The organism is Sphingobium xenophagum (assembly GCF_002288285.1).
Classification (GTDB): Bacteria; Pseudomonadota; Alphaproteobacteria; order Sphingomonadales; family Sphingomonadaceae; genus Sphingobium; species Sphingobium xenophagum.
The window spans coordinates 1,963,819-1,981,956 of sequence record NZ_CP022745.1; the positions used below are offsets into that span (position 1 = coordinate 1,963,819).

Here is an 18,138-nt window from a genome sequence, read left to right on the forward strand (position 1 = left end):
TTCATCCCTGTGCCGGATCAGCGGGCGATTCCACCGCGTCGATCCCCAATAGTCCCGCCATCTGTCGCGCGCGTGAACGGATCGACTGGGGGACGTTGGCGTCCTTGGCGATTCCGGCGAACAGTGGCCCGGCGAGGTCATTCTTGCCCATCTTCATATAGGCGATCGCGACCAGTTCCCCCGCGCTGCCGAACCAGGGCGCGCCCTCGACCGCCAGCGGTTTCAGCCGATCGACGATCTGCTGCGGCTTCAGGCTGTCAAATTCCAGCGCGGTCTGGCGGATCAGCGCGACATCGCGATAGGGCTGGTCCAGCCCCGTGTCGGCGACCATCGCGCCATAGAGCGCGATCGCACCCTTGGTATCGCCCTTCCGCGACGCCGCCCCCGCCTGCACCAGCAGTGCCGACGCGCGATAGCCCGGCTGGCTGGCCTTCGTCAGCGCGTCCAGTTGCTTGGCGTCAGGAGTGCCGCCGCCGGTTGCGGTCGCCAGCACGGCGTCCATCTGTTCCGACACGGCTTCCGCCTCGGTCTTGCTGTGATGCTGCCAGTAGAGCCAGCCGCCAAAGGCCGCCAGCCCGGCCACGACCGCGACCAATATCCAGCGCCCGTAGCGCTGCCACACGGTCAAAAGCTGGTCCTGACGGACGGCTTCATCGACCTCGCGCATGAAGGCTTCGCTATTTTGCGGCGTCAGGGCCACTTTATTCTCCGGGACATGGATCAGAAACAGATGGGCAGAAGGCGCGATCAATAGCGGCGCTTATGCCACAGACAAATCACTTTTTAGGGCGATAGACCTGTTCTTCGGTCGGAAAGCTGCGCGCCCGCACATCATGGGCGTAACGCTCCGCCGCGCTGGCGATCGTTTCGGCGATATTGTCGAAGCGTTTGACGAAGCGCGGCACCCGTTCGAACATGCCCAGCATATCTTCGGTCACCAGCACCTGCCCATCGCAATGAGCCGATGCGCCGATGCCGATGACGGGCACATCGACGCTGTCGGTAATGGCGACGGCCAGTTCCTCCATCACGCCTTCCAGCACCAGCGCGAAGGCGCCCGCCTGCGCGACGGCGCGGGCGTCGGCCATGATCTTGGCATGTTCTTCCTGGCTCTTGCCGCGCGCGCCATAGCCGCCCAGCGCATTGACCGCCTGCGGGGTCAGGCCGACATGGGCCATGACCGGGATGCCGCGCTGGCTCAAAAAAGAGATGGTTTCGGCCATCACCTGACCGCCTTCCAGCTTCACCGCCGCCGCGCCGGTTTCCGCCATGATGCGGCTGGCGCTGGCAAAGGCCTGTTGCGGTGAGGCTTCATAGCTGCCGAACGGCATGTCGACGATGACGACGCTATGATAGCTGCCGCGCACCACCGCCGCGCCATGCGCGCACATCATGTCGAGCGTGACGGCAAGGGTGGAGGGCAGGCCGTAAATCACCTGCCCCAGCGAATCGCCGACCAGCAGCATGTCGCAATGCGGATCGAGCAATTGCGCCTGCCGCGCGGTGTAGGCGGTCAGCATCACCAGCGGTTCGGCGGTTTTTCCCTCAAACTTGCGCCGCTGGATGGCGGGCACGGTCAGGCGCTTCATCGGCGCGGGCGTGGGATTGGCGCGGCTGGTCGAGGTGTCGAGCGTGAAGGTCGTGGACATGGGCAGGCTCTAGCCCAGCCAGTCCCGCGGCGCAAATGGCCAGCAATGGGCGGAGTGGCATGGTCGTGCCGCTCCGCCCACCGGGGGTGAGAGGGATCAGAAGGAAAATTTGATCGTGCCGCCCCAGGTCCGGGGGTCGCCGGGCTGGCCAGCGATCAGGCCGGTATTGCCGGGTGCGACCTGGAGCGTTTCGATATAATCGACGTCGAGCGCATTGCGGACCCAGCCGAACACGTCGAACCCTTCGCCCCGAAAACCGGCGCGGAAGTTGGTCAGCGCATAGCCCTTCACATTGGTGTAGATCGAGGGCGAGGCGTTGCTGTTCCAGTGCGAACGGTAATTGCCGTCCACGCCGAAATAGACTTGGCCCTCTTTCGCCAGCAGCGTCACCGGCTGGTTGATCTCCGCACCATAGGAGAAGGCCCATTTGGATACGCCGGGCAGATCGGCGCCGGAAATGTCGCACTGGCGCGGGCTGAGTGCGCCCGGCACGCCGGGTTGCGAATAGTCCGGCGTCGCATTGGCCGCCTGGAACGTGCCGCCCGACAGTTCGGGCGGGCAAGGCGCGTCCACGAACTTCTTATATTTGGCGTCGGTATAGGCGCCATTGGCATAGGCGGTGAAGCGGTCGCTGGCGACGATCTTGAAGTCCGCCTCTATGCCCTGCGAGCGGACCTTGCCCGCATTGGCCAGATAGCCGCGCACCGTGCCGAACTGGCCGCCATTCACCGTTGCCTGAAAATTCCTGATGTCGGTGCGGAAGGCGGTGAGATTGAAGGTCGCCCGCCGGTCAAGGAACTGGGTCTTCAGGCCGATTTCAAAATGGTTGACCGATTCCGGCTTCACCGTGCTGGCGTCGTAGTTGACTGTATTGTCGGCGTTGAGCGGCAGGCCGTTCTGGTTGATCCCCAGCGTCTTGAAGCTTTTGGCATAGGTCGCATAGGCCAGCACGTCGCGGGCGATCTTGTAATTGATGTTGAAGTCATAGGTGAAATTCCATGCGCTGTCGGATGGCGTGCTGACCTGCGGCTGATAGACGCCGCATTGCTGTGACGTTCCCTTGATGGTTCCCGGCTCAGCGACGGCGGTGCAGCTGATGGCCTGACCCTGCGCATTGGTGACGACGCGCTGATAGAAGCCTGATTTCTTGTCATAGTTGAGGCGCAGGCCCGGCTGGATCGTCAGCGCGTCGGTCACCTTCCAGCTCAGTTGCCCGAACAGCGCAGCGCTGTCCGCCTTGAGCCACTGGGTGTTGCTGGCGGTCAGGCCAGCGAGTGTCGCGGGGTTATTGGCGGGGTTGGCCGGATCGGATGAAGGCGCAAGGCTCCATTGCGCGGCGGCGCTGCCCTGTTGCTCCGTCCCCTGGGTGTCGACGCGCTGCCTGAAGCCGAACAAGCCGACAACGACATCGACATGCTGGCTTTCGTAATTATAGCGGAATTCCTGGCTATACTGGTCCTGCTGAGAGGGGTTTTGCGATCGGGATACGATCGACAGGCCGGTAAAGTCGCGGTCATTTTCCGGCTTCCAGTCCCAGAAGCGCCAGGCGGTAACCGACGTGAGCGTGCCGGGGCCGACATCCCATTTGATCTTGGCCGACACGCCGCCAATCTTGTTGCCTGCGTTCAGGTTGGAATCCAGGTCGGTCAGCCGATCATAGGGATTGCGGCTGGGCACCACATAATTTTGTGCCGCCGCCAGCGCGTCATATTGGCGGTTGAGCGGGCGCTGGGTGCGGCCAACCCGCACGAAGGTCGTGCCGCAGCATTCCGGGTTCTGGCGGCTGTAATCGCCTGACAGGGTGACGCTGAAATCCTCGCTCGGTTTGAACAGCAATTGCCCGCGAAGCCCCAGATTGTCCTGTTCGTTGATCCAGCGCTGGCTTGTCACATTGTAGAGCGTGCCGCGTCGGCTGGTCGACGCCATGGCGATGCGCACGGCGACCGTGTCTGACAACGGGCCGGAAACAGCGGCCTTTGCCTGTTTGAGGTTGAGATTGCCGACGGTCAGTTCGGCGCGGCCTTCAAAATCGAAGGTCGGCTGGTTGGTCGTGATGTTGATCGCGCCTGCCGTGGTGTTCTTGCCATAGAGCGTGCCCTGCGGCCCGCGCAGCACTTCGACCTGCGCGACGTCGAGAAAGTCGAAGGTCGCAGCGGCAACGCGGCTGTTATAGACATCGTCGACATAGATGCCGACGCCCTGTTCAAAGCCATCGCTGGTCAGGCCGAATGGCACGCCCAGGCCACGAATGTTGACCGAGGTGTTGCGCGGGTTGGTGGTATAGACCTGCAAGGTCGGCGCGAGTTGTTGCAGCTTCACGATGTTGAAGTTGCCGGTGGCTTCGATGCTGTCGCCACGGACCACGGAAATGGCCAGCGGTACTTGCTGCGCCGTTTCCTGACGGCGGCGGGCGGTCACGACGATAACGTCGCCGCGCGGGTTCTGCGTTTCGGCGGCCGGATCGACCGGCTGTGGTGTGGCGTCCTGCGCATGGGCGGCAGGCGTGATGAAGGAAGCGCTTGCCACGCTGGCAAGCAACAGAAAACGCGCAATCATATTGGTCCCCTTTTCCGGCGGTCCGGTGGTTGTCGATCGCGGCGTTTCCGGTGGTCCGGTCAAAGCCTGTAATGTCGGGGTGATGCTGGATGATGCGGCTCACCCCCTTGCCGCACGGGCCGTGATGACCCGGTCGCTCTTGCGCGCCCTATATGGTCAGCTGGTCAGGCGCGTCTTTTCCGTAACGTCGATCTGGACCACGCGGGCGTCATGGACGGTCAGCGTGATCGATCCGAACTTCAGGCCCGTCAGCACGGCGCGCACCTTGTCGATGCTGACCATGATGTCGGAGCGCTGGGTGTCGGTACGGCCGTTGCGCAAGTCAGTTGGCAGGGTGTCTTTCATATGGCCTCCGTTTCGCGCTATATATCAACTAAAATGATAGACAAAAAAGCAAATATGGATGGCGCGCAACTTTCTCTTTGTCGCTCCCTGTCGGAGCCAAGGATCATCGGTGGGCGCGCGCACTGGCAGCCACCAGCGGCTGCCGCGCAAGTGGCATGGCCGGGCGGGACTGATGCATGGCGGACGCCTGTTCCCGCGCATTGTCGATCAACCTTTCGAGCAGCCCTTGCCCGAAGCGCCATCCGCCAAGGCCGGAAGCCGCGTTGATATGGCCGGCATGGCCAGCGTCCACAAATTCGCTGCCCCAATATTTGCCGATGCTATGGGCGCGCTCGAAGAAAATATAAGGATCGTCCCGACTGGCCACCAATATGGAGGGGAAGGGCAAGGGCGCGCGTGGCGTGGGGCCAAAGCCGCCGATCATTTCGGGCGTTTCCATCCGGTCGCAATCGGGCGGGGCGACCAGCAGCGCGCCGGTCACTGGCCAGCCATAGGCCTGGCTCTGCAAGGCGCCCCACCATGCGACCGCCATGCAGCCCAGGCTGTGCGCCGCCAATATGACGGGGCCGTTGGCGGCGCGGATCGCCGCGTCCAGCCGGGTGACCCAGGCATTGCGATTGGGGCTGGCCCAGCTGCCAAGATCCACCCGCTCACAATCGCCGCGCGTTTCTTCCCACAGGCTTTGCCAATGGTCCGGCCCGCTATTGTTCAGGCCGGGAATGGTCAGCACGAGCGGTTGGCGCGTGTCACCCGAAAATCCGAATCGCTCCATGATCTGGTCCTCAATCCTGTCTATCCAGGCCATGACCGTAATTCTACTATTTAGATAGACAATTGGTCAACGACGGAATGTGGCAGAATCCGGGCAATTGGAATGGCGTAGGTGGGAAGGGAGGCGAAGAAGCGGGAAACGTGGCGGCGGATCGGGGGCGCCTTGCGGCTGCGCCCGTCCGCCAGCACCATTTTACCAGGGGTAGATCAGGCCATAATATTGATAGACGTTGCGGCCATAGCCTTCGTCATAGTCGGGCCGTTGATCGGCCATGTAATGCGGGGCCTGCTCCAGCACCTTGCTGTCCAGGTCGACGACATAGCCGCCCTGTTCGGTGTCATAGTTCAGCATCGACCAGGGCAGGGGATAATGGTCATTCCCGATCCCCAGAAAGCCGCCGAAGGACAGCACCGCATAACGGACCTGCCCCGACATCTTGTCGACCATGAAGTTGGAGATTTTGCCGAGCTTTTCGCCCTGCCGGTTATAGACGGCGGTACCCTCCACCCGGTCGGACGCAATCAGTTCGCCATGATTGGCCGCATGATTGATCATTGTCGTTTCAGACATTGTCATTCTCCTGCATCAGTGGGGTTATATCTATGCAACCACGAGCGACGCTGGGGGTTCCTTGTCGATTAGCAGGAGATAGAAGCATGAAGATCAATCGCAGCGGCTCAGCGGTGTGGAGCGGCGGGCTGAAGGACGGCAAGGGCGCGATATCGACCCAGAGCGGCGCGCTGGACGCCTATCCCTATGGCTTTGCGACCCGTTTTGAAGGGGTGCCGGGCAGCAACCCGGAAGAATTGATCGCCGCCGCCCATGCCTCCTGCTTCACCATGGCCTTGTCGCTGATCCTGGGGGAAGAAGGATTTACCGCCAGCAAGATGGAAAGCCATGCCGTCGTCACGCTGGAAAAGCAGGAAGATGGCTTTGCCGTCACCGCCAGCCATCTGACGCTGAAGGCCAGCATCCCCGACGTCGACGAGTCGACATTTCAGGATCTGGCGGCAAAGGCCAAGGCCAATTGCCCGATTTCCAAATTGCTGAAGGCCGACATCAGTCTGGAGGCAGAGTTGCTGTCCTGACCCGTGCCGCCTTGCCGCGGACATGTTCGCGCCAGGCGATATAGAGACCGCTGGCGATGATCAGGCTTGCCCCGATCCAGGTCGTCGCCAGCGGCCATGGCGCGCCGATCGCCAGACCCAGCAGCGTCGTCCAAATGATCGCGCTGTAATCCATCGGCAGCACGACCGACACCGGACCCCAGCGCAGCGCGGCGGTCAGGCAAATCTGGGCGATGCCGCCAAACAGGCCGATCAATAGCAACAGGCCCCATGTGACCGGATCATGCATCTGCGCGAAAAAGGGCATGGCGATGCCCAGCGGGATCATCGACAGCGTGGTGAACCAGAATACGACCACGCCAGCGCTTTCGGTACGGCCCAGTTCGCGCAGCACCAGGCTGACGCTGGCGGTCACGAAAGCGGCGGCGATGGCGACCGCGACGCCCTGTAGCGGGAAATGGGCGGCATCGGGCCGTACCATCACCAGCACGCCGACAAAGCCGATCAGCACCGCAGCCCAGCGATGGATGCCCGTTGCCTCCCGCAGGATCAGCGCCGACAGGATCGTGCCGAAAATCGGCATGGTGAACCCGATTGTCGCGGCTTCGGCGGGCAGCAGCAGGATGTAGGACAGGAAGTTGAGCAGCATGCCGGTCAGGCCCAGCAGCATGCGGCTGGCATGGACGCCGATGCGCCGGGTTTGGACGCTGCGCAACCCGTCGGCCATCGCCACCCAGCCCAGCACGAAGGGAAGGGCCAGAGCCTGGCGATAGAAGAGCGATTCGACGACATGGACGCCCCGTCCATCGACCACCCGCACCGTCACGAACATGATGGACAGGCAGATGACAGCAGACAGCCGAAGTCCGATGGCGAATAGCGGTCGATGCGGTCGGGAATGGGGCGGGGCGGGCGTCACCGCTCCGCCTTAACCCGGTTGCGCCATCGCGCAACCGGGAAGGGACGGCAAAATCCTATTGCATCGGCTTGACGAATTTCAGCGTCATGCGATCGCTTTCGCCGATGGCCAGATATTTGTCGCGGTCGACATCCTTCTGGCTCAACGTCGGGGGCAGGGTCCATACGCCCTTGGCCCAATCCGCCGTATCCTTGGGATTGGCGTTCACCTCCGTTGCGCCGGCATAGGTGAAGCCGGCGGCTTCCGCGATGCGGCGGATGGTGGAGGGTTTGAGATAACCGCTGGTCTTTTCCAGCGCGCTGTCGCGTCCTTCGGGCATGCGATGATCGACCACGCCCAGCGTACCGCCCGGCTTGAGCATCGCGAAGAACGCCGCGAAGGTCGCCGCCTCCGTGCCGCCCATCACCATGTTATGGACGTTGCGGAAGGTCAGGACGGTGTCCACGCTGTTGGCGGGGATCGTGGCGCTTTCGTCGGGGAAGGGGACAACCGTGACCTTGTCATAGACGGTCGGCTTGGCGGCCAGGAAGGTCTTGTAACCGTCCAGATACCGCCCGGTCGGTTGCAGGGCATAGAATTTGCCCTGATCGTGCAGCAGCGGCGCCAATATCTCAGTGTACCAGCCACCGCTGGGCGCATATTCGACCACTGTCTGGGTCGGCGTCACGCCGAAAAAGGCGAGCGTTTCGGCCGGGTGGCGATATTTGTCGCGCGCGACATTGGCCGGCGTGCGGCTGGGCGCCGCGATGGCGGCGGCGATCGGGTCAGCCGCCTTGGGCGCGTTATGATCGCCATGCCCGGCATGCTGGGCGAGCAGGGGCAGGGCAGGCAGGGCAAGGCCGGTCAGCAGCAGTCCGGCACGGGCGAGACGGTTCATCGGCAGTCCTCTCTTGAAAAGTCAGGAGGAGGGTGTGCCGGTCGCGGCGAAGCGATGCAAGGGGGCTGGAGGGGAAATCCCCGCCAGCCACGATTCGTCATGAAACAGCTTTGCCGTTTCTCTCAGCCAGCGCTTACAGGCAGGCTTCCAGGAAAGGCTGATCGAAACCGAACATCCGCGCCTTGTCCAGCGTGTAGGGACGCAGGCCCATCGACCGATATTCGCCGACGATCTTTCCGCTGTCATCCTCATCATGATATTCGAACTTGAACAGTTCCTGCGTCACGATGACTTCGCCTTCCATGCCGATCACTTCGGTCACGTTGGTGATGCGGCGCGAACCGTCACGCAGGCGCTTGACCTGGATGATCAGATCCACCGAGTCGGCGATCTGCTTGGAAATGGCTTCCTTGGGGATTTTGATGTCCCCCATCAGGATCATATTTTCCATACGGCCCAGACATTCGCGGGGCGAGTTGGCGTGAAGCGTACACATGGAGCCGTCATGGCCCGTGTTCATCGCGGCGAGCAGGTCGAAACATTCCGCGCCACGAATTTCGCCCAGGATGATGCGGTCCGGGCGCATACGCAGGGCGTTCTTGACCAGATCGCCGATGGTGATGGCGCCATTGCCTTCCAGATTGGCCGGGCGGGTTTCCAGCGGCAACCAGTGCGGCTGTTGCAGCCGCAATTCGGCCGCGTCCTCGATCGTGAGCACACGTTCGCCCGGATCGATCATTTTCGACAGGGCATTGAGCATCGTCGTCTTGCCCGAACCGGTACCGCCCGAAATGACGATGTTGAAGCGGCAGGCGCCTGCAATCTTGAGCGCGGTCGCCATCTTGGGGCTCATGGCGCCCCATTGGGCGAGCATGTCGATGGTGATCGGCTTGGCAGAGAATTTACGAATCGAGATGGCGGTGCCGCGCAGCGACAGCGGCGGCACGATGACGTTGACGCGGCTGCCATCGGGCAGGCGGGCGTCGGCCAGCGGCGTGGTCTGGTCGACGCGGCGGCCAACCTTGCTGACGATCCGTTGCGCGATCTGGAACAGATGTTCCTCGTCCCGGAACTTGATCGGCGCGATCTGGAGCTTGCCCTTCTTTTCGATATAGGTCTGGTCCGGACCGTTGACCATGATATCGGTCACGTCCGGGTCGGACAGCAATTCTTCAAGCGGGCCGAGGCCAAGCAGTTCATCGACCAGCACCTTTTCCAGCGCGAACTGTTCGCGCCGGTTGAGGGTCAGCTTCAGTTCCGCCAGCACTTCCATGATGATCGGGCGGAATTCCTCGGCCAGTTCATCCTTGGTCAGGGTCGCGGCGGCTTCCGGATCGACACGCTCCAGCAGGCGGGGCAGCACCTGCTCCTTGATCTTGTGGACGCTGGCTTCAAAACCCTGCGGTCCGGCGTCGGCGACATGTTCATGATTGGCGCGGTCGGACAGGCGCTGGATGGCGTCGGCATTGCGCTGCATCTGGCTGGTCGGTGCAGCCAGTGGATCGACGCTCGTTTCGCCTGGCAGGGCCGCTATGTCGAGCGGGGGAAACTGATCGCCGCCGCGCGCTTCTTCCTTGGGCGCGCCGCCTCCCTGCATCGGCCGGGCAACGCCAAAGCCGGGCTTGATGCCAGCAGGTCCATTTTTCCGTCCAAAGGCGCTCATAAGTCTCCGCCAGTAATTCGCGATCGAAGCCGCCCAGTTGAGGGCCGATCAGATAGGGCTTGGGAAGGTGAATAAGATGGAAACTTTGACAAATGGCTAATGGACCGGCGGCCCGCCAGCAGCGCCAGTATCAGTAGCGCGATCAGGCTGACCGCCGCGCCAGCCGTTTCCTGCCACAACCGCACCCGCTCGATGCGGTAGGTGCCCGGCGTCGCGTCGAAGCTGATCAGCGGACCATGGCTCGCAATGGCCTGCCCGTTGCGCGTCACGCGCCAGATGGGAAAGGCCGCATGGCCCATCGTCACCGGGCCGGAGCGGGTCACGGTGATGCTGTCGCCGCGCGGGAGGGTGGCAAAGCGGCCAAGGTCGGTCCAGCGATCGACCCGATCGACGAGCGAAGCATCGAATCCGGCGGGCAGATATTCCGGCGCGTCAGGCTGGTGCCGTTCGATCCTGTTATAGTCGACAGGCATGCGCAGCAGGGCATGGGCGATCAGGCCAGTGAGCAGGAACGGGAAGGCCAGCACCAAAGCCGCGCCAAACGCCATGATGCGGCGAGGCGGGCAGGCGGCGATCGCAGTGACGGCGGCAAATTCGGTGATGGCCAATATCCGCCAGGGAAATTGCACCTTGTCGAGTAGGTCGATGCTCCACAGCAGCGGGATCAGGTTGATCGCCGCCAGCGCCGTGCCGATCGTGATGGCGGTCCATAGCGATCGCGCGCGCCAGGCAAGCAGGACAAGGCCCAGCGCGATGGAGGGGAAGAGTTCAAAGTCCTCGCGCCAGATCGACCAGACGCTTGCCTGATATTTGCCAGTCCATAAGAGCGCGGTCGACATGTGCGCCTGAAGCGTCGCGGCGGGTAGCAGATAGAAGGCGGCGAGCGCAAAGGCGAGCAGGCCGGCTACAAGGCCCGGTAGCAACGTCGCGCGGTCCTGCACGATCCGCTGAAGCATCAGTGGCGCGATCAGGAACAGGCCGGTCAGCGTTGCCAGTGGCAAATGGGTCAGGATCAGCGCTGCATAGGCGCTGGCGAGGAGCGTCACGCCACGCCGCGACGGCAGCCAGCCAATGCCCAGCGCGATCAAGGGCAGCCAGACAAATCCGGCAAATTCCGCCAGTGCGCCGCGCACATACAGGTCGAACAGATGATAGGGCGCAACCATATAGAGGGCTGCGCCGATCAATGGCCGCGTTCCTCTCTCGGCCAGCCACGCATACATGGCCAGCCCCGATGCGATCAGCAACAGCAGGCCAGCGCCGGTTATCGCTTGCGTTACGTTCAGCCCGATCGCGTTCAGGCCGCCCGACAGCCAATAGGCGAGCGGCGGATAGAAATAGAAGGTCGGGCTGCCCAGCCCTTCGAAACTGTGGGGGAGCCAGCGCTCGTAAAAATGCCCTGCCGCGATCTGATCGCCAAAATGGCGGGTCCACATAAGATTGTAGAGATGGCTGTGAGTCGCGCCCGGTCCCCATAGCAAGGCAGGCAGCATCAGGCCGCAGCCCAACAGGGTCAGCGTCCAGACCGGGTGCCGGCTGGCAAGGGAGGCGATGGCGCGCATGGGCCGGTGATGACGCAATATGGTAAATGAAGCGTAAGGATGATGGCGCGCACTTACGATCCATTAACCATTCTAGCCGATAGCGGAGTCAGTTTTTCGCGAGGATCATTGCGCCCATGCGCACGCTGTCGATCGTCATTCCGGTCTATAACGAGCAGGACAGCCTGTCGCTGTTCCTGGAGGCGGCGCGTCCGGCGGTGGGGCGGGCGCTGGCGCTGATCGGGCCTGATGCGCGGGCGGAATATCTGTTCGTCAATGATGGCAGCAGCGACCGGACCGGCGACATATTGACCATATTGGCGCGGCTGAACCCCGACATAAGCGTCGTCGCCCTGTCGCGCAATTTCGGCAAGGAAGCGGCGCTGGCGGCCGGGATCGACCATGCGAGCGGTGACGCCGTGATCCCGATCGACGTCGATCTGCAGGATCCGCCGGAGGTGATCGTGGATATGGTCCGCCACTGGCTGGCGGGCGCGCAGGTGGTCAATGCCCGCCGGTCCGACCGCTCCACGGACGGCTGGTTCAAACGGACGAGCGCGCGCGGATTCTATCGCCTGCTCAATCGTCTGTCCGATTATCCGATCCCCGAAAATGTCGGCGACTTCCGTTTGCTCGATCGGCAGGCGGTGGACGTCATCAAGCAATTGGGCGAGCAGGCGCGCTTCAACAAGGGGCTGTTCAGCTGGATCGGCTTTCGCGTCGCCACGGTCGATTATGTCCGTGCCGCGCGCGGGACGGGGACGACCAAATGGCGGCTCGGCAAGCTCTGGTCGCTGGCGATCGACGGCATCACCGCGTCGACCACCATGCCGCTGCGCATATGGTCCTATATCGGTGGCGGCATTGCGTGCCTGGCCTTTGCCTATGCGGCCTTTCTGGTCGCCCATACGATCATCACCGGGGTCGATACGCCGGGCTATGCTTCCATCATGGTCGCGGTGCTGGGGCTGGGTGGGCTTAACCTGCTCAGCCTGGGCATTATCGGCGAATATCTGGGCCGGGTCGCGCGCGAAGTGCGGCAACGGCCGCTCTATGTGGTCGCGGATCAATCGACTGTGCCGGTGGCTCCGGTCGCCGAACCAATCAGGGACGAGGATGAATGGACCGATCAGCCTATGCGAGCCTGAGCGCGCAGGAGGGGAGCCATTGGTGGTTCGTCGCCCGCCGCGCCATAGTGGACGCGCTGATCCGCACCCGGATCGCGCCGCGCGCCAACGCGCGCATATTGGAGGTGGGTTGCGGCACCGGCGGCAATCTGGCGATGCTGGCGCGCCATGGCACGGTCGATGCGCTGGAATATGACGGCGAATCGCTTGCTCTGGCGATGTCTCGCGGCGTCGGCACAGTTGCGGTGGGAGCATTACCTGACCAGATCGGCTTCGGTGACAACTGCTACGACCTCATCGTTTTGCTCGATGTGCTGGAGCATGTCGAACAGGATCGAGCATCGCTGGCGGCCTTGCGCGAACGGCTCGCGGTGGGCGGTTCACTATTGTTGACAGTTCCGGCCGCGCCATGGCTGTGGTCGGACCATGATATCCTCCACCATCACAAGCGCCGCTATACGCTTGGCAGCCTGTCTGCTGTCGCCCGTTCGGCCGGGCTAGAGGTTAAAGAAGTCGGTTATTTCAACAGCCTTCTATTCCCGGTTGCCGTTCTGGCGCGATTCGCGCAGCGCCTGACGGGGCGAACGACAGTTGCAGACTCGCGCCCTGTACGGCCTATAAACGCACTGTTTCGCCATATTTTCTGCATGGAACGCCACCTGATCGGGCGGATCAGCCTGCCTGTTGGCTTATCGGCTTACGCGATCCTGTCGGCCTGACGGCGGCGCATCCGGCTTGTCCGGGTGATGCCATGCCCCGTCCCAGCAGCGGTCCGGTTCGGTCGGGTCTAACCGATAAGGAACAGTCGGTCGCACGAGTAACGGCATTCTGTCCAGCGGAGCCAGATATGTGCCTTTGGGCTGAAACCAGAAACTTCCTTCCCAGGCCTTGACGAAACTGCATCGGACTTCCGGCGCCGGGGGATAGGCCAATGCGCGGCGTATTTCCGTCAGCGGGGTGATGATGCCGATGGCCAGCGCCAGCAAAAGCCATGGCCGTGCGGGCGAGGCGGTCCGCACGGCATCGGCGACCATGACTGCCAATATTGTCAATGCAGTGATCGACCCGCGCATCATGAAATCGGTGGACGATCCGATCTGAAGGAAGGGGATCGCCAACAGCCACAGCGTTAGTACCGCCAATATGTCTATCCCGAAACGCGACCTCCTCACGAACAACGCCAGTGGTACGACATAGACCAGCACTTCAAGCAGCTCGAAAAAAGCCCATTGCAACGGCACGATTGAGATCAGCTTTGCGCCCACGCCATCACCCGCTGCGCCCAGATAAAGCAGCCCGGGGATGCACAGCAAGGTGGTGAGGGCGGGCAGGGCGATGTCGGCGGGGCTGATGGCGCGCGCGCGCAGGCTCCGCACCCCCGCCAGTGCCGCAAATGGCATGGCGCCCATCAACCCCAGCGGCGACCAGAGCGCCGTCAAGGGCAGCAGCGCCAGATAGGCGCCCAGCGGCAATTTCTCGGCACGCCAAAGGAGGAAACCCAGCGCGCCGATCCAGCCTGAAATCGCATGTTGCGGCACCCAGAAGGCCAGGGTGACAGTCGATGAATATTGAAGATAGGCCCAGTTTTCGAGATGATCCGACAATCCACCACGAAACAGGATGCGCCCCAGCGCGTCGAGGCCGCTGAAGCCCACGACGACCGCCAGCGCGATCATTTTCGCGCGGCGCGTGACAAATAGCGTCGATCCCAAAGCCAGCAGCGTGCCGGTCATCAGGCTGTTCTGGAACAGCAGCGCGATGTCGCCAGCGCTTCCACCCAGCGCCTTGGCCACCAGCGCGGGGATCAGGAACATGCCGACCGGCGCGCGCAACAGTTCCGCCTCGCCCCTTGCGGTGTAGACGAACGGCCAAGGGTTGATGCTCATGTCGCGCAGCACGGCGAAGCGCACCTGCCAGTCGATATTGGCGTAGAAAAAGCGTCCCTCCCCGCCCAGGAGAAGGAGTATCGTCGCCACGCCGATGCAGATCAGCCATGTCGCGGCTGTCGGTCCGGCAAAGTCGCGCGCCGTCCGGACGATGGCGACGCAGAGCAAGCCGGTCAGCAGCGCGCCCAGCCCATAGGCCCAGAGGGGCATGACGTTCAGGAACCGCCACAGCAGCAACTGGTCGAGGGCGAGCCAGCCGGCCAGCAAGGCGATTAGCCAGCTGCCGGGCAGGGGCCGCTGGAGCGCGGGGGAAGGGGGCGGGGCGATCATCGGGCTTGTTCATGACAAGGCGGGGCGAGTGCGGCAATCGGCGTTGCCCGCCTCATGCATAAAAAAGTTGCGGTAAGGATGCAGATTGCCAACATTGCCTCATAGGACAGCAGGGCTATCGCATATGGCACCATGCCTATCTTATTCGTCACCCTGAACTTGGTTCAGGGTCCATTTCGCCAGCCCATGCCGTTGTCTGCGACGATAAATGGATGCAGAAATAAATTCAGCATGACGTTTGGGGGTAACGCTAAGTCATACGCGATAGCGCTGCATTGAGCAGGGAGACAGGCGATGCGGGTGATGGTGCTGGTGAAGGCGACGCCGGATAGCGAGACCGGCCTGTTTCCCGAACCCTGGACAAGTCAGATGATGGCGGCGATGGGCCGCTATAATGACGCATTGCGCGACGCTGGCATATTGATTGCCGCCGATGGGCTGACCCCCACATCGCAGGGCAAGCGTATCGCCTTCGACGGCGCGGATCGGGCCGTGATCGACGGTCCGTTCACGCCCAGCCGCGATCAGGTGGCAGGTTTCTGGCTATGGGATGTCAGGGATATGGACGAGGCGGTCGCCTGGGCGAAGCGTTGCCCCAATCCGATGCCCGGACCCAGCGAAATCGAAATCCGGCCCCTTCATGAATGACCGCCCAACAAAAGGGGCGCTGTCGAGCGCCCCTTCTGCTGACCGTGCCACGCCGGGCCGGTCCTTTCATATGCGGTGATCAGCCGGCCTTTTCGGCCAGGACCGTCAGACCCTTTTCATTGACCTCGGCAAAGCCGCCTTCCACCGGGATGATTTCGGGCGCGGCCCCTGCGGTCGCATAGATCTGGATGCTACCGTCGCGTACGGTCGACATGAAGGGCGCATGACCCTCCAGTACGCCGAAGTCGCCATCGGTGCCGGGCACCACGACCTGATAGACCTCTTCCGACCGGAAGAGCTTTTCGGGGGTCACGAGTTCAAAATGCAGTGCCATGTTCGTTTCCTTAGCCCCTCCCTTTCAAGGGAGGGGATGCAACAGGTCGCTTAAGCCGCTTCGGCGGCCAGCTTCTTGGCCTTCTCAATGGCTTCGTCGATGCCGCCGACCATGTAGAAGGCGTTTTCGGGCAGATGGTCATATTCGCCATCGACCACAGCCTTGAACGACTTAACCGTGTCCTCGATCTGGACGAACTTGCCGCTGATGCCGGTAAAGACTTCGGCGACGTGGAACGGCTGCGACAGGAACTTCTGGATCTTGCGCGCGCGGGCGACCGTCAGCTTATCTTCTTCCGACAGTTCGTCCATGCCCAGAATGGCGATGATGTCCTGCAGCGACTTGTACTTCTGCAGGATCGACTGGACGGCGCGGGCGGTGTCATAATGTTCCTGACCCACGGTGCGCGGTTCCAGAACGCGGCTGGTGGAGTCGAGCGGATCGACCGCCGGATAGATGCCCAGTTCCGAAATGGCGCGGTTGAGAACGGTCGTCGCGTCCAAGTGCGCGAACGACGTCGCAGGCGCGGGATCGGTCAAGTCGTCCGCGGGGACGTACACGGCCTGCACCGAGGTGATGGACCCCTTGTTGGTGGAGGTGATGCGTTCCTGCAGCGCGCCCATGTCGGTCGACAGGGTCGGCTGATAGCCCACGGCCGAAGGAATACGGCCGAGCAGAGCGGACACTTCCGCGCCTGCCTGGGTGAAGCGGAAGATATTGTCGACGAAGAACAGCACGTCCTGATTTTCGACGTCGCGGAAATATTCAGCGATGGTCAGGCCCGACAACGCGACGCGGGCACGGGCGCCCGGCGGTTCGTTCATCTGGCCATAGACCAGCGCAACCTTGGACCCTTCGGTGATGGCGTTGCCATCGGCATCCTTGGCGATGACGCCCGCGTCCAGAAATTCGTGGTAGAGATCGTTACCTTCGCGGGTACGTTCACCAACGCCCGCGAAAACCGACGTACCGCCATGGCCCTTGGCGATGTTGTTGATCAGTTCCTGAATAAGAACCGTCTTGCCCACGCCAGCGCCGCCGAACAGGCCGATCTTGCCGCCCTTGGCATAGGGGGCGAGAAGGTCGATGACCTTGATGCCGGTGACCAGGATCGCGCTTTCGGTCGACTGGTCGACAAATTCGGGAGCCTTGGCATGGATGGGCGAACGCAGTTCGGTCGCGACCGGGCCGCGCTCGTCAATGGGTTCGCCAACGACGTTGAGGATGCGGCCAAGCGTGGCGGGGCCGACGGGGACGCTGATCTGCGCGCCGGTGTCGGTCACTTCCTGGCCGCGGGTCAGGCCCTCGGTCGAGTCCATCGCGATGGTGCGGACGGTGTTTTCGCCCAGATGCTGCGCGACTTCCAGAACAAGGCGCTGGCCGTTGTTGCTGGTTTCCAGTGCCGACAGGATCGACGGGAGCGCATCAGGGAAGGTCACGTCGACGACGGCGCCGATGACCTGCGAAATGCGGCCTACATTGTTGGTGGTTGCCATGACTGCTTCCTTGCGTGCGTGTGCTTAGAGGGCTTCAGCGCCCGAAATGATTTCAACGAGTTCGGTGGTGATCGCGGCCTGGCGGCTGCGGTTATACTGGATCGTCAGCTTGTTGATCAGGTCGCCGGCGTTGCGCGTGGCATTGTCCATCGCGGTCATCGACGCGCCCTGTTCGGATGCGTTGTTTTCCAGCAGCGCCTTGAACAGCTGGATCGCGACGTTGCGCGGCAGCAGGTCGTCCAGGATCGCTTCCTCGCTCGGTTCATATTCGACCGTCGCGGCGATGGCGTTGCGGTCGGCGTCGGCGGGGATCTTGACGGGAATGATCTGCTGTTCGGTCGGGATCTGCGCCAGCGCCGACTTGAAGCGCGAATAGAAGAGATGCGCGACGTCGAACTTGCCGTTCAGATACATGTCGGTCAGCTCGCCAGCGATGGCGTGCGCCTGGTCATAGCCGGGCTGCTTGGCGCCAGTCGTGTCATATTGGGCGACGATCTGGCCGGGATACATGCGGTTGATCACCGGACGGCCCTTGCGACCGATCAGGTAGAATTTCACCGTCTTGCCCTGCTGGATCAGCTCGTCCGCCTTGGCGCGGGCGGCCTTGACGATGTTGGCGTTGAACGCACCGGCCAGGCCACGGTCGGAGTTGGCGACGACCAGCAGATGCACGTCATCCTTGCCCGTGCCCGCCAGCAGCGGCGATGCGCCTTCGCCCGAACCGCCCGCGATTTTCGAGGCGAGGGAGGCGACGACGGCTTCCAGGCGGCTGCTATAGGGGCGCGCGGCTTCCGCTGCGGCCTGCGCCTTGCGCAGCTTCGCGGCGGCGACCATCTGCTTCGCCTTGGTGATCTTCTGGGTCGATTTGACCGACCCGATGCGGATCTTCAGTTCCTTGAGGCTTGCCATCTCAATCCCGAATTCAGTG

General features: G+C 62.7%; 18 protein-coding genes. 4 read left to right on the top strand and 14 right to left on the bottom strand.

The window, feature by feature from the left end; translation table 11 throughout:
- Position 1: 1 nt before the first annotated feature.
- The 6 genes from CJD35_RS09660 to CJD35_RS09685 all read right to left on the bottom strand — a co-directional run bounded on the left by CJD35_RS09660 (position 2) and on the right by CJD35_RS09685 (position 5,892).
- Positions 2-700, bottom strand: a complete 699-nt coding sequence (locus CJD35_RS09660) for a tetratricopeptide repeat protein (protein ID WP_026002125.1) — start codon at positions 698-700, stop codon at positions 2-4.
- A 76-nt stretch (positions 701-776) separates the two neighbouring features.
- A complete protein-coding gene (gene panB / locus CJD35_RS09665; RefSeq protein ID WP_017181591.1) occupies positions 777-1,649 on the bottom strand; it encodes a 3-methyl-2-oxobutanoate hydroxymethyltransferase in 873 nt (290 codons plus the stop codon).
- A gap of 96 nt (positions 1,650-1,745) precedes the next feature.
- Positions 1,746-4,205: a TonB-dependent receptor gene (locus CJD35_RS09670; RefSeq protein WP_017181590.1), complete on the bottom strand. Its 2,460-nt coding sequence runs from the start codon at positions 4,203-4,205 to the stop codon at positions 1,746-1,748.
- Between the two features lie 156 nt (positions 4,206-4,361).
- Entirely contained in the window at positions 4,362-4,550 is a 189-nt protein-coding gene (locus CJD35_RS09675; RefSeq protein WP_017181589.1) for a YezD family protein, read from the bottom strand.
- 103 nt (positions 4,551-4,653) lie between these two features.
- Complete coding sequence (locus CJD35_RS09680) at positions 4,654-5,322, bottom strand: RBBP9/YdeN family alpha/beta hydrolase (protein WP_026002124.1); 669 nt, start codon at positions 5,320-5,322, stop codon at positions 4,654-4,656.
- Between the two features lie 192 nt (positions 5,323-5,514).
- The gene (locus tag CJD35_RS09685; RefSeq protein WP_026149751.1) at positions 5,515-5,892 is read right to left on the bottom strand and encodes a PRC-barrel domain-containing protein; all 378 of its coding nucleotides are present in this window, start codon (positions 5,890-5,892) and stop codon (positions 5,515-5,517) included.
- 86 nt (positions 5,893-5,978) lie between these two features.
- Between CJD35_RS09685 and CJD35_RS09690 the strand changes: the two genes are divergently transcribed.
- Positions 5,979-6,410 (top strand): OsmC family protein, encoded by a 432-nt coding sequence (locus CJD35_RS09690; RefSeq protein ID WP_017181586.1) that lies wholly within the window; start codon positions 5,979-5,981, stop codon positions 6,408-6,410.
- On the opposite strand, the gene CJD35_RS09695 is transcribed toward CJD35_RS09690, so the two are convergent.
- The 4 genes from CJD35_RS09695 to CJD35_RS09710 all read right to left on the bottom strand — a co-directional run bounded on the left by CJD35_RS09695 (position 6,382) and on the right by CJD35_RS09710 (position 11,410).
- Positions 6,382-7,221: a DMT family transporter gene (locus CJD35_RS09695; protein WP_017181585.1), complete on the bottom strand. Its 840-nt coding sequence runs from the start codon at positions 7,219-7,221 to the stop codon at positions 6,382-6,384. The two genes, CJD35_RS09690 and CJD35_RS09695, sit on opposite strands and share 29 nt — an antisense overlap.
- A 142-nt stretch (positions 7,222-7,363) precedes the next feature.
- Positions 7,364-8,185, bottom strand: a complete 822-nt coding sequence (locus CJD35_RS09700; RefSeq protein WP_017181584.1) for a class I SAM-dependent methyltransferase — start codon at positions 8,183-8,185, stop codon at positions 7,364-7,366.
- 133 nt (positions 8,186-8,318) lie between these two features.
- Complete coding sequence (locus CJD35_RS09705) at positions 8,319-9,848, bottom strand: TadA family conjugal transfer-associated ATPase (RefSeq protein WP_017181583.1); 1,530 nt, start codon at positions 9,846-9,848, stop codon at positions 8,319-8,321.
- The gene (locus tag CJD35_RS09710; protein WP_017181582.1) at positions 9,845-11,410 is read right to left on the bottom strand and encodes a hypothetical protein; all 1,566 of its coding nucleotides are present in this window, start codon (positions 11,408-11,410) and stop codon (positions 9,845-9,847) included. The genes CJD35_RS09705 and CJD35_RS09710 overlap by 4 nt, the downstream gene beginning before the upstream one ends.
- Positions 11,411-11,526: 116 nt before the next feature.
- Between CJD35_RS09710 and CJD35_RS09715 the strand changes: the two genes are divergently transcribed.
- Both CJD35_RS09715 and CJD35_RS09720 read left to right on the top strand, forming a co-directional pair.
- The gene (locus CJD35_RS09715) at positions 11,527-12,537 is read left to right on the top strand and encodes a glycosyltransferase family 2 protein (protein ID WP_017181581.1); all 1,011 of its coding nucleotides are present in this window, start codon (positions 11,527-11,529) and stop codon (positions 12,535-12,537) included.
- Positions 12,510-13,235 (top strand): class I SAM-dependent methyltransferase, encoded by a 726-nt coding sequence (locus tag CJD35_RS09720; RefSeq protein ID WP_017181580.1) that lies wholly within the window; start codon positions 12,510-12,512, stop codon positions 13,233-13,235. Before CJD35_RS09715 ends, CJD35_RS09720 begins: the two co-directional genes overlap by 28 nt.
- Here the strand turns inward: CJD35_RS09720 and CJD35_RS09725 are convergent.
- The gene (locus CJD35_RS09725; RefSeq protein WP_095687009.1) at positions 13,206-14,732 is read right to left on the bottom strand and encodes a hypothetical protein; all 1,527 of its coding nucleotides are present in this window, start codon (positions 14,730-14,732) and stop codon (positions 13,206-13,208) included. The two genes, CJD35_RS09720 and CJD35_RS09725, sit on opposite strands and share 30 nt — an antisense overlap.
- A gap of 294 nt (positions 14,733-15,026) precedes the next feature.
- On the opposite strand from CJD35_RS09725, the gene CJD35_RS09730 reads away from it, so the two are divergent.
- Entirely contained in the window at positions 15,027-15,380 is a 354-nt protein-coding gene (locus CJD35_RS09730; protein WP_017181578.1) for a YciI family protein, read from the top strand.
- 79 nt (positions 15,381-15,459) lie between these two features.
- Here the strand turns inward: CJD35_RS09730 and CJD35_RS09735 are convergent, their stop codons facing one another.
- Genes CJD35_RS09735 through CJD35_RS09745 form a run of 3 tightly spaced genes read right to left on the bottom strand, consistent with a single transcriptional unit; the run spans position 15,460 to position 18,119 of the window.
- The gene (locus CJD35_RS09735; protein ID WP_017181577.1) at positions 15,460-15,714 is read right to left on the bottom strand and encodes an ATP synthase F1 subunit epsilon; all 255 of its coding nucleotides are present in this window, start codon (positions 15,712-15,714) and stop codon (positions 15,460-15,462) included.
- Positions 15,715-15,764: 50 nt separating this feature from the next.
- On the bottom strand, positions 15,765-17,210 hold the full coding sequence (atpD, locus tag CJD35_RS09740; RefSeq protein ID WP_017181576.1) for a F0F1 ATP synthase subunit beta: 1,446 nt from the start codon (positions 17,208-17,210) through the stop codon (positions 15,765-15,767).
- Positions 17,211-17,234: 24 nt separating this feature from the next.
- On the bottom strand, positions 17,235-18,119 hold the full coding sequence (locus tag CJD35_RS09745; RefSeq protein WP_017181575.1) for a F0F1 ATP synthase subunit gamma: 885 nt from the start codon (positions 18,117-18,119) through the stop codon (positions 17,235-17,237).
- Between the last annotated feature and the right edge of the window lie 19 nt (positions 18,120-18,138).

Bases quoted from the DNA above. Each gene is read 5' to 3' on its own strand.
- panB (WP_017181591.1), bottom strand. From the start codon at position 1,649: ATGTCCACGACCTTCACGCTCGACACCTCGACCAGCCGCGCCAATCCC.
- CJD35_RS09670 (WP_017181590.1), bottom strand. From the start codon at position 4,205: ATGATTGCGCGTTTTCTGTTGCTTGCCAGCGTGGCAAGCGCTTCCTTC.
- CJD35_RS09675 (WP_017181589.1), bottom strand. From the start codon at position 4,550: ATGAAAGACACCCTGCCAACTGACTTGCGCAACGGCCGTACCGACACC.
- CJD35_RS09680 (WP_026002124.1), bottom strand. From the start codon at position 5,322: ATGGAGCGATTCGGATTTTCGGGTGACACGCGCCAACCGCTCGTGCTG.
- CJD35_RS09685 (WP_026149751.1), bottom strand. From the start codon at position 5,892: ATGTCTGAAACGACAATGATCAATCATGCGGCCAATCATGGCGAACTG.
- CJD35_RS09690 (WP_017181586.1), top strand. From the start codon at position 5,979: ATGAAGATCAATCGCAGCGGCTCAGCGGTGTGGAGCGGCGGGCTGAAG.
- CJD35_RS09695 (WP_017181585.1), bottom strand. From the start codon at position 7,221: ATGTTCGTGACGGTGCGGGTGGTCGATGGACGGGGCGTCCATGTCGTC.
- CJD35_RS09700 (WP_017181584.1), bottom strand. From the start codon at position 8,185: ATGAACCGTCTCGCCCGTGCCGGACTGCTGCTGACCGGCCTTGCCCTG.
- CJD35_RS09705 (WP_017181583.1), bottom strand. From the start codon at position 9,848: ATGAGCGCCTTTGGACGGAAAAATGGACCTGCTGGCATCAAGCCCGGC.
- CJD35_RS09710 (WP_017181582.1), bottom strand. From the start codon at position 11,410: ATGCGCGCCATCGCCTCCCTTGCCAGCCGGCACCCGGTCTGGACGCTG.
- CJD35_RS09715 (WP_017181581.1), top strand. From the start codon at position 11,527: ATGCGCACGCTGTCGATCGTCATTCCGGTCTATAACGAGCAGGACAGC.
- CJD35_RS09720 (WP_017181580.1), top strand. From the start codon at position 12,510: ATGGACCGATCAGCCTATGCGAGCCTGAGCGCGCAGGAGGGGAGCCAT.
- CJD35_RS09725 (WP_095687009.1), bottom strand. From the start codon at position 14,732: ATGATCGCCCCGCCCCCTTCCCCCGCGCTCCAGCGGCCCCTGCCCGGC.
- CJD35_RS09730 (WP_017181578.1), top strand. From the start codon at position 15,027: ATGCGGGTGATGGTGCTGGTGAAGGCGACGCCGGATAGCGAGACCGGC.
- CJD35_RS09735 (WP_017181577.1), bottom strand. From the start codon at position 15,714: ATGGCACTGCATTTTGAACTCGTGACCCCCGAAAAGCTCTTCCGGTCG.
- atpD (WP_017181576.1), bottom strand. From the start codon at position 17,210: ATGGCAACCACCAACAATGTAGGCCGCATTTCGCAGGTCATCGGCGCC.
- CJD35_RS09745 (WP_017181575.1), bottom strand. From the start codon at position 18,119: ATGGCAAGCCTCAAGGAACTGAAGATCCGCATCGGGTCGGTCAAATCG.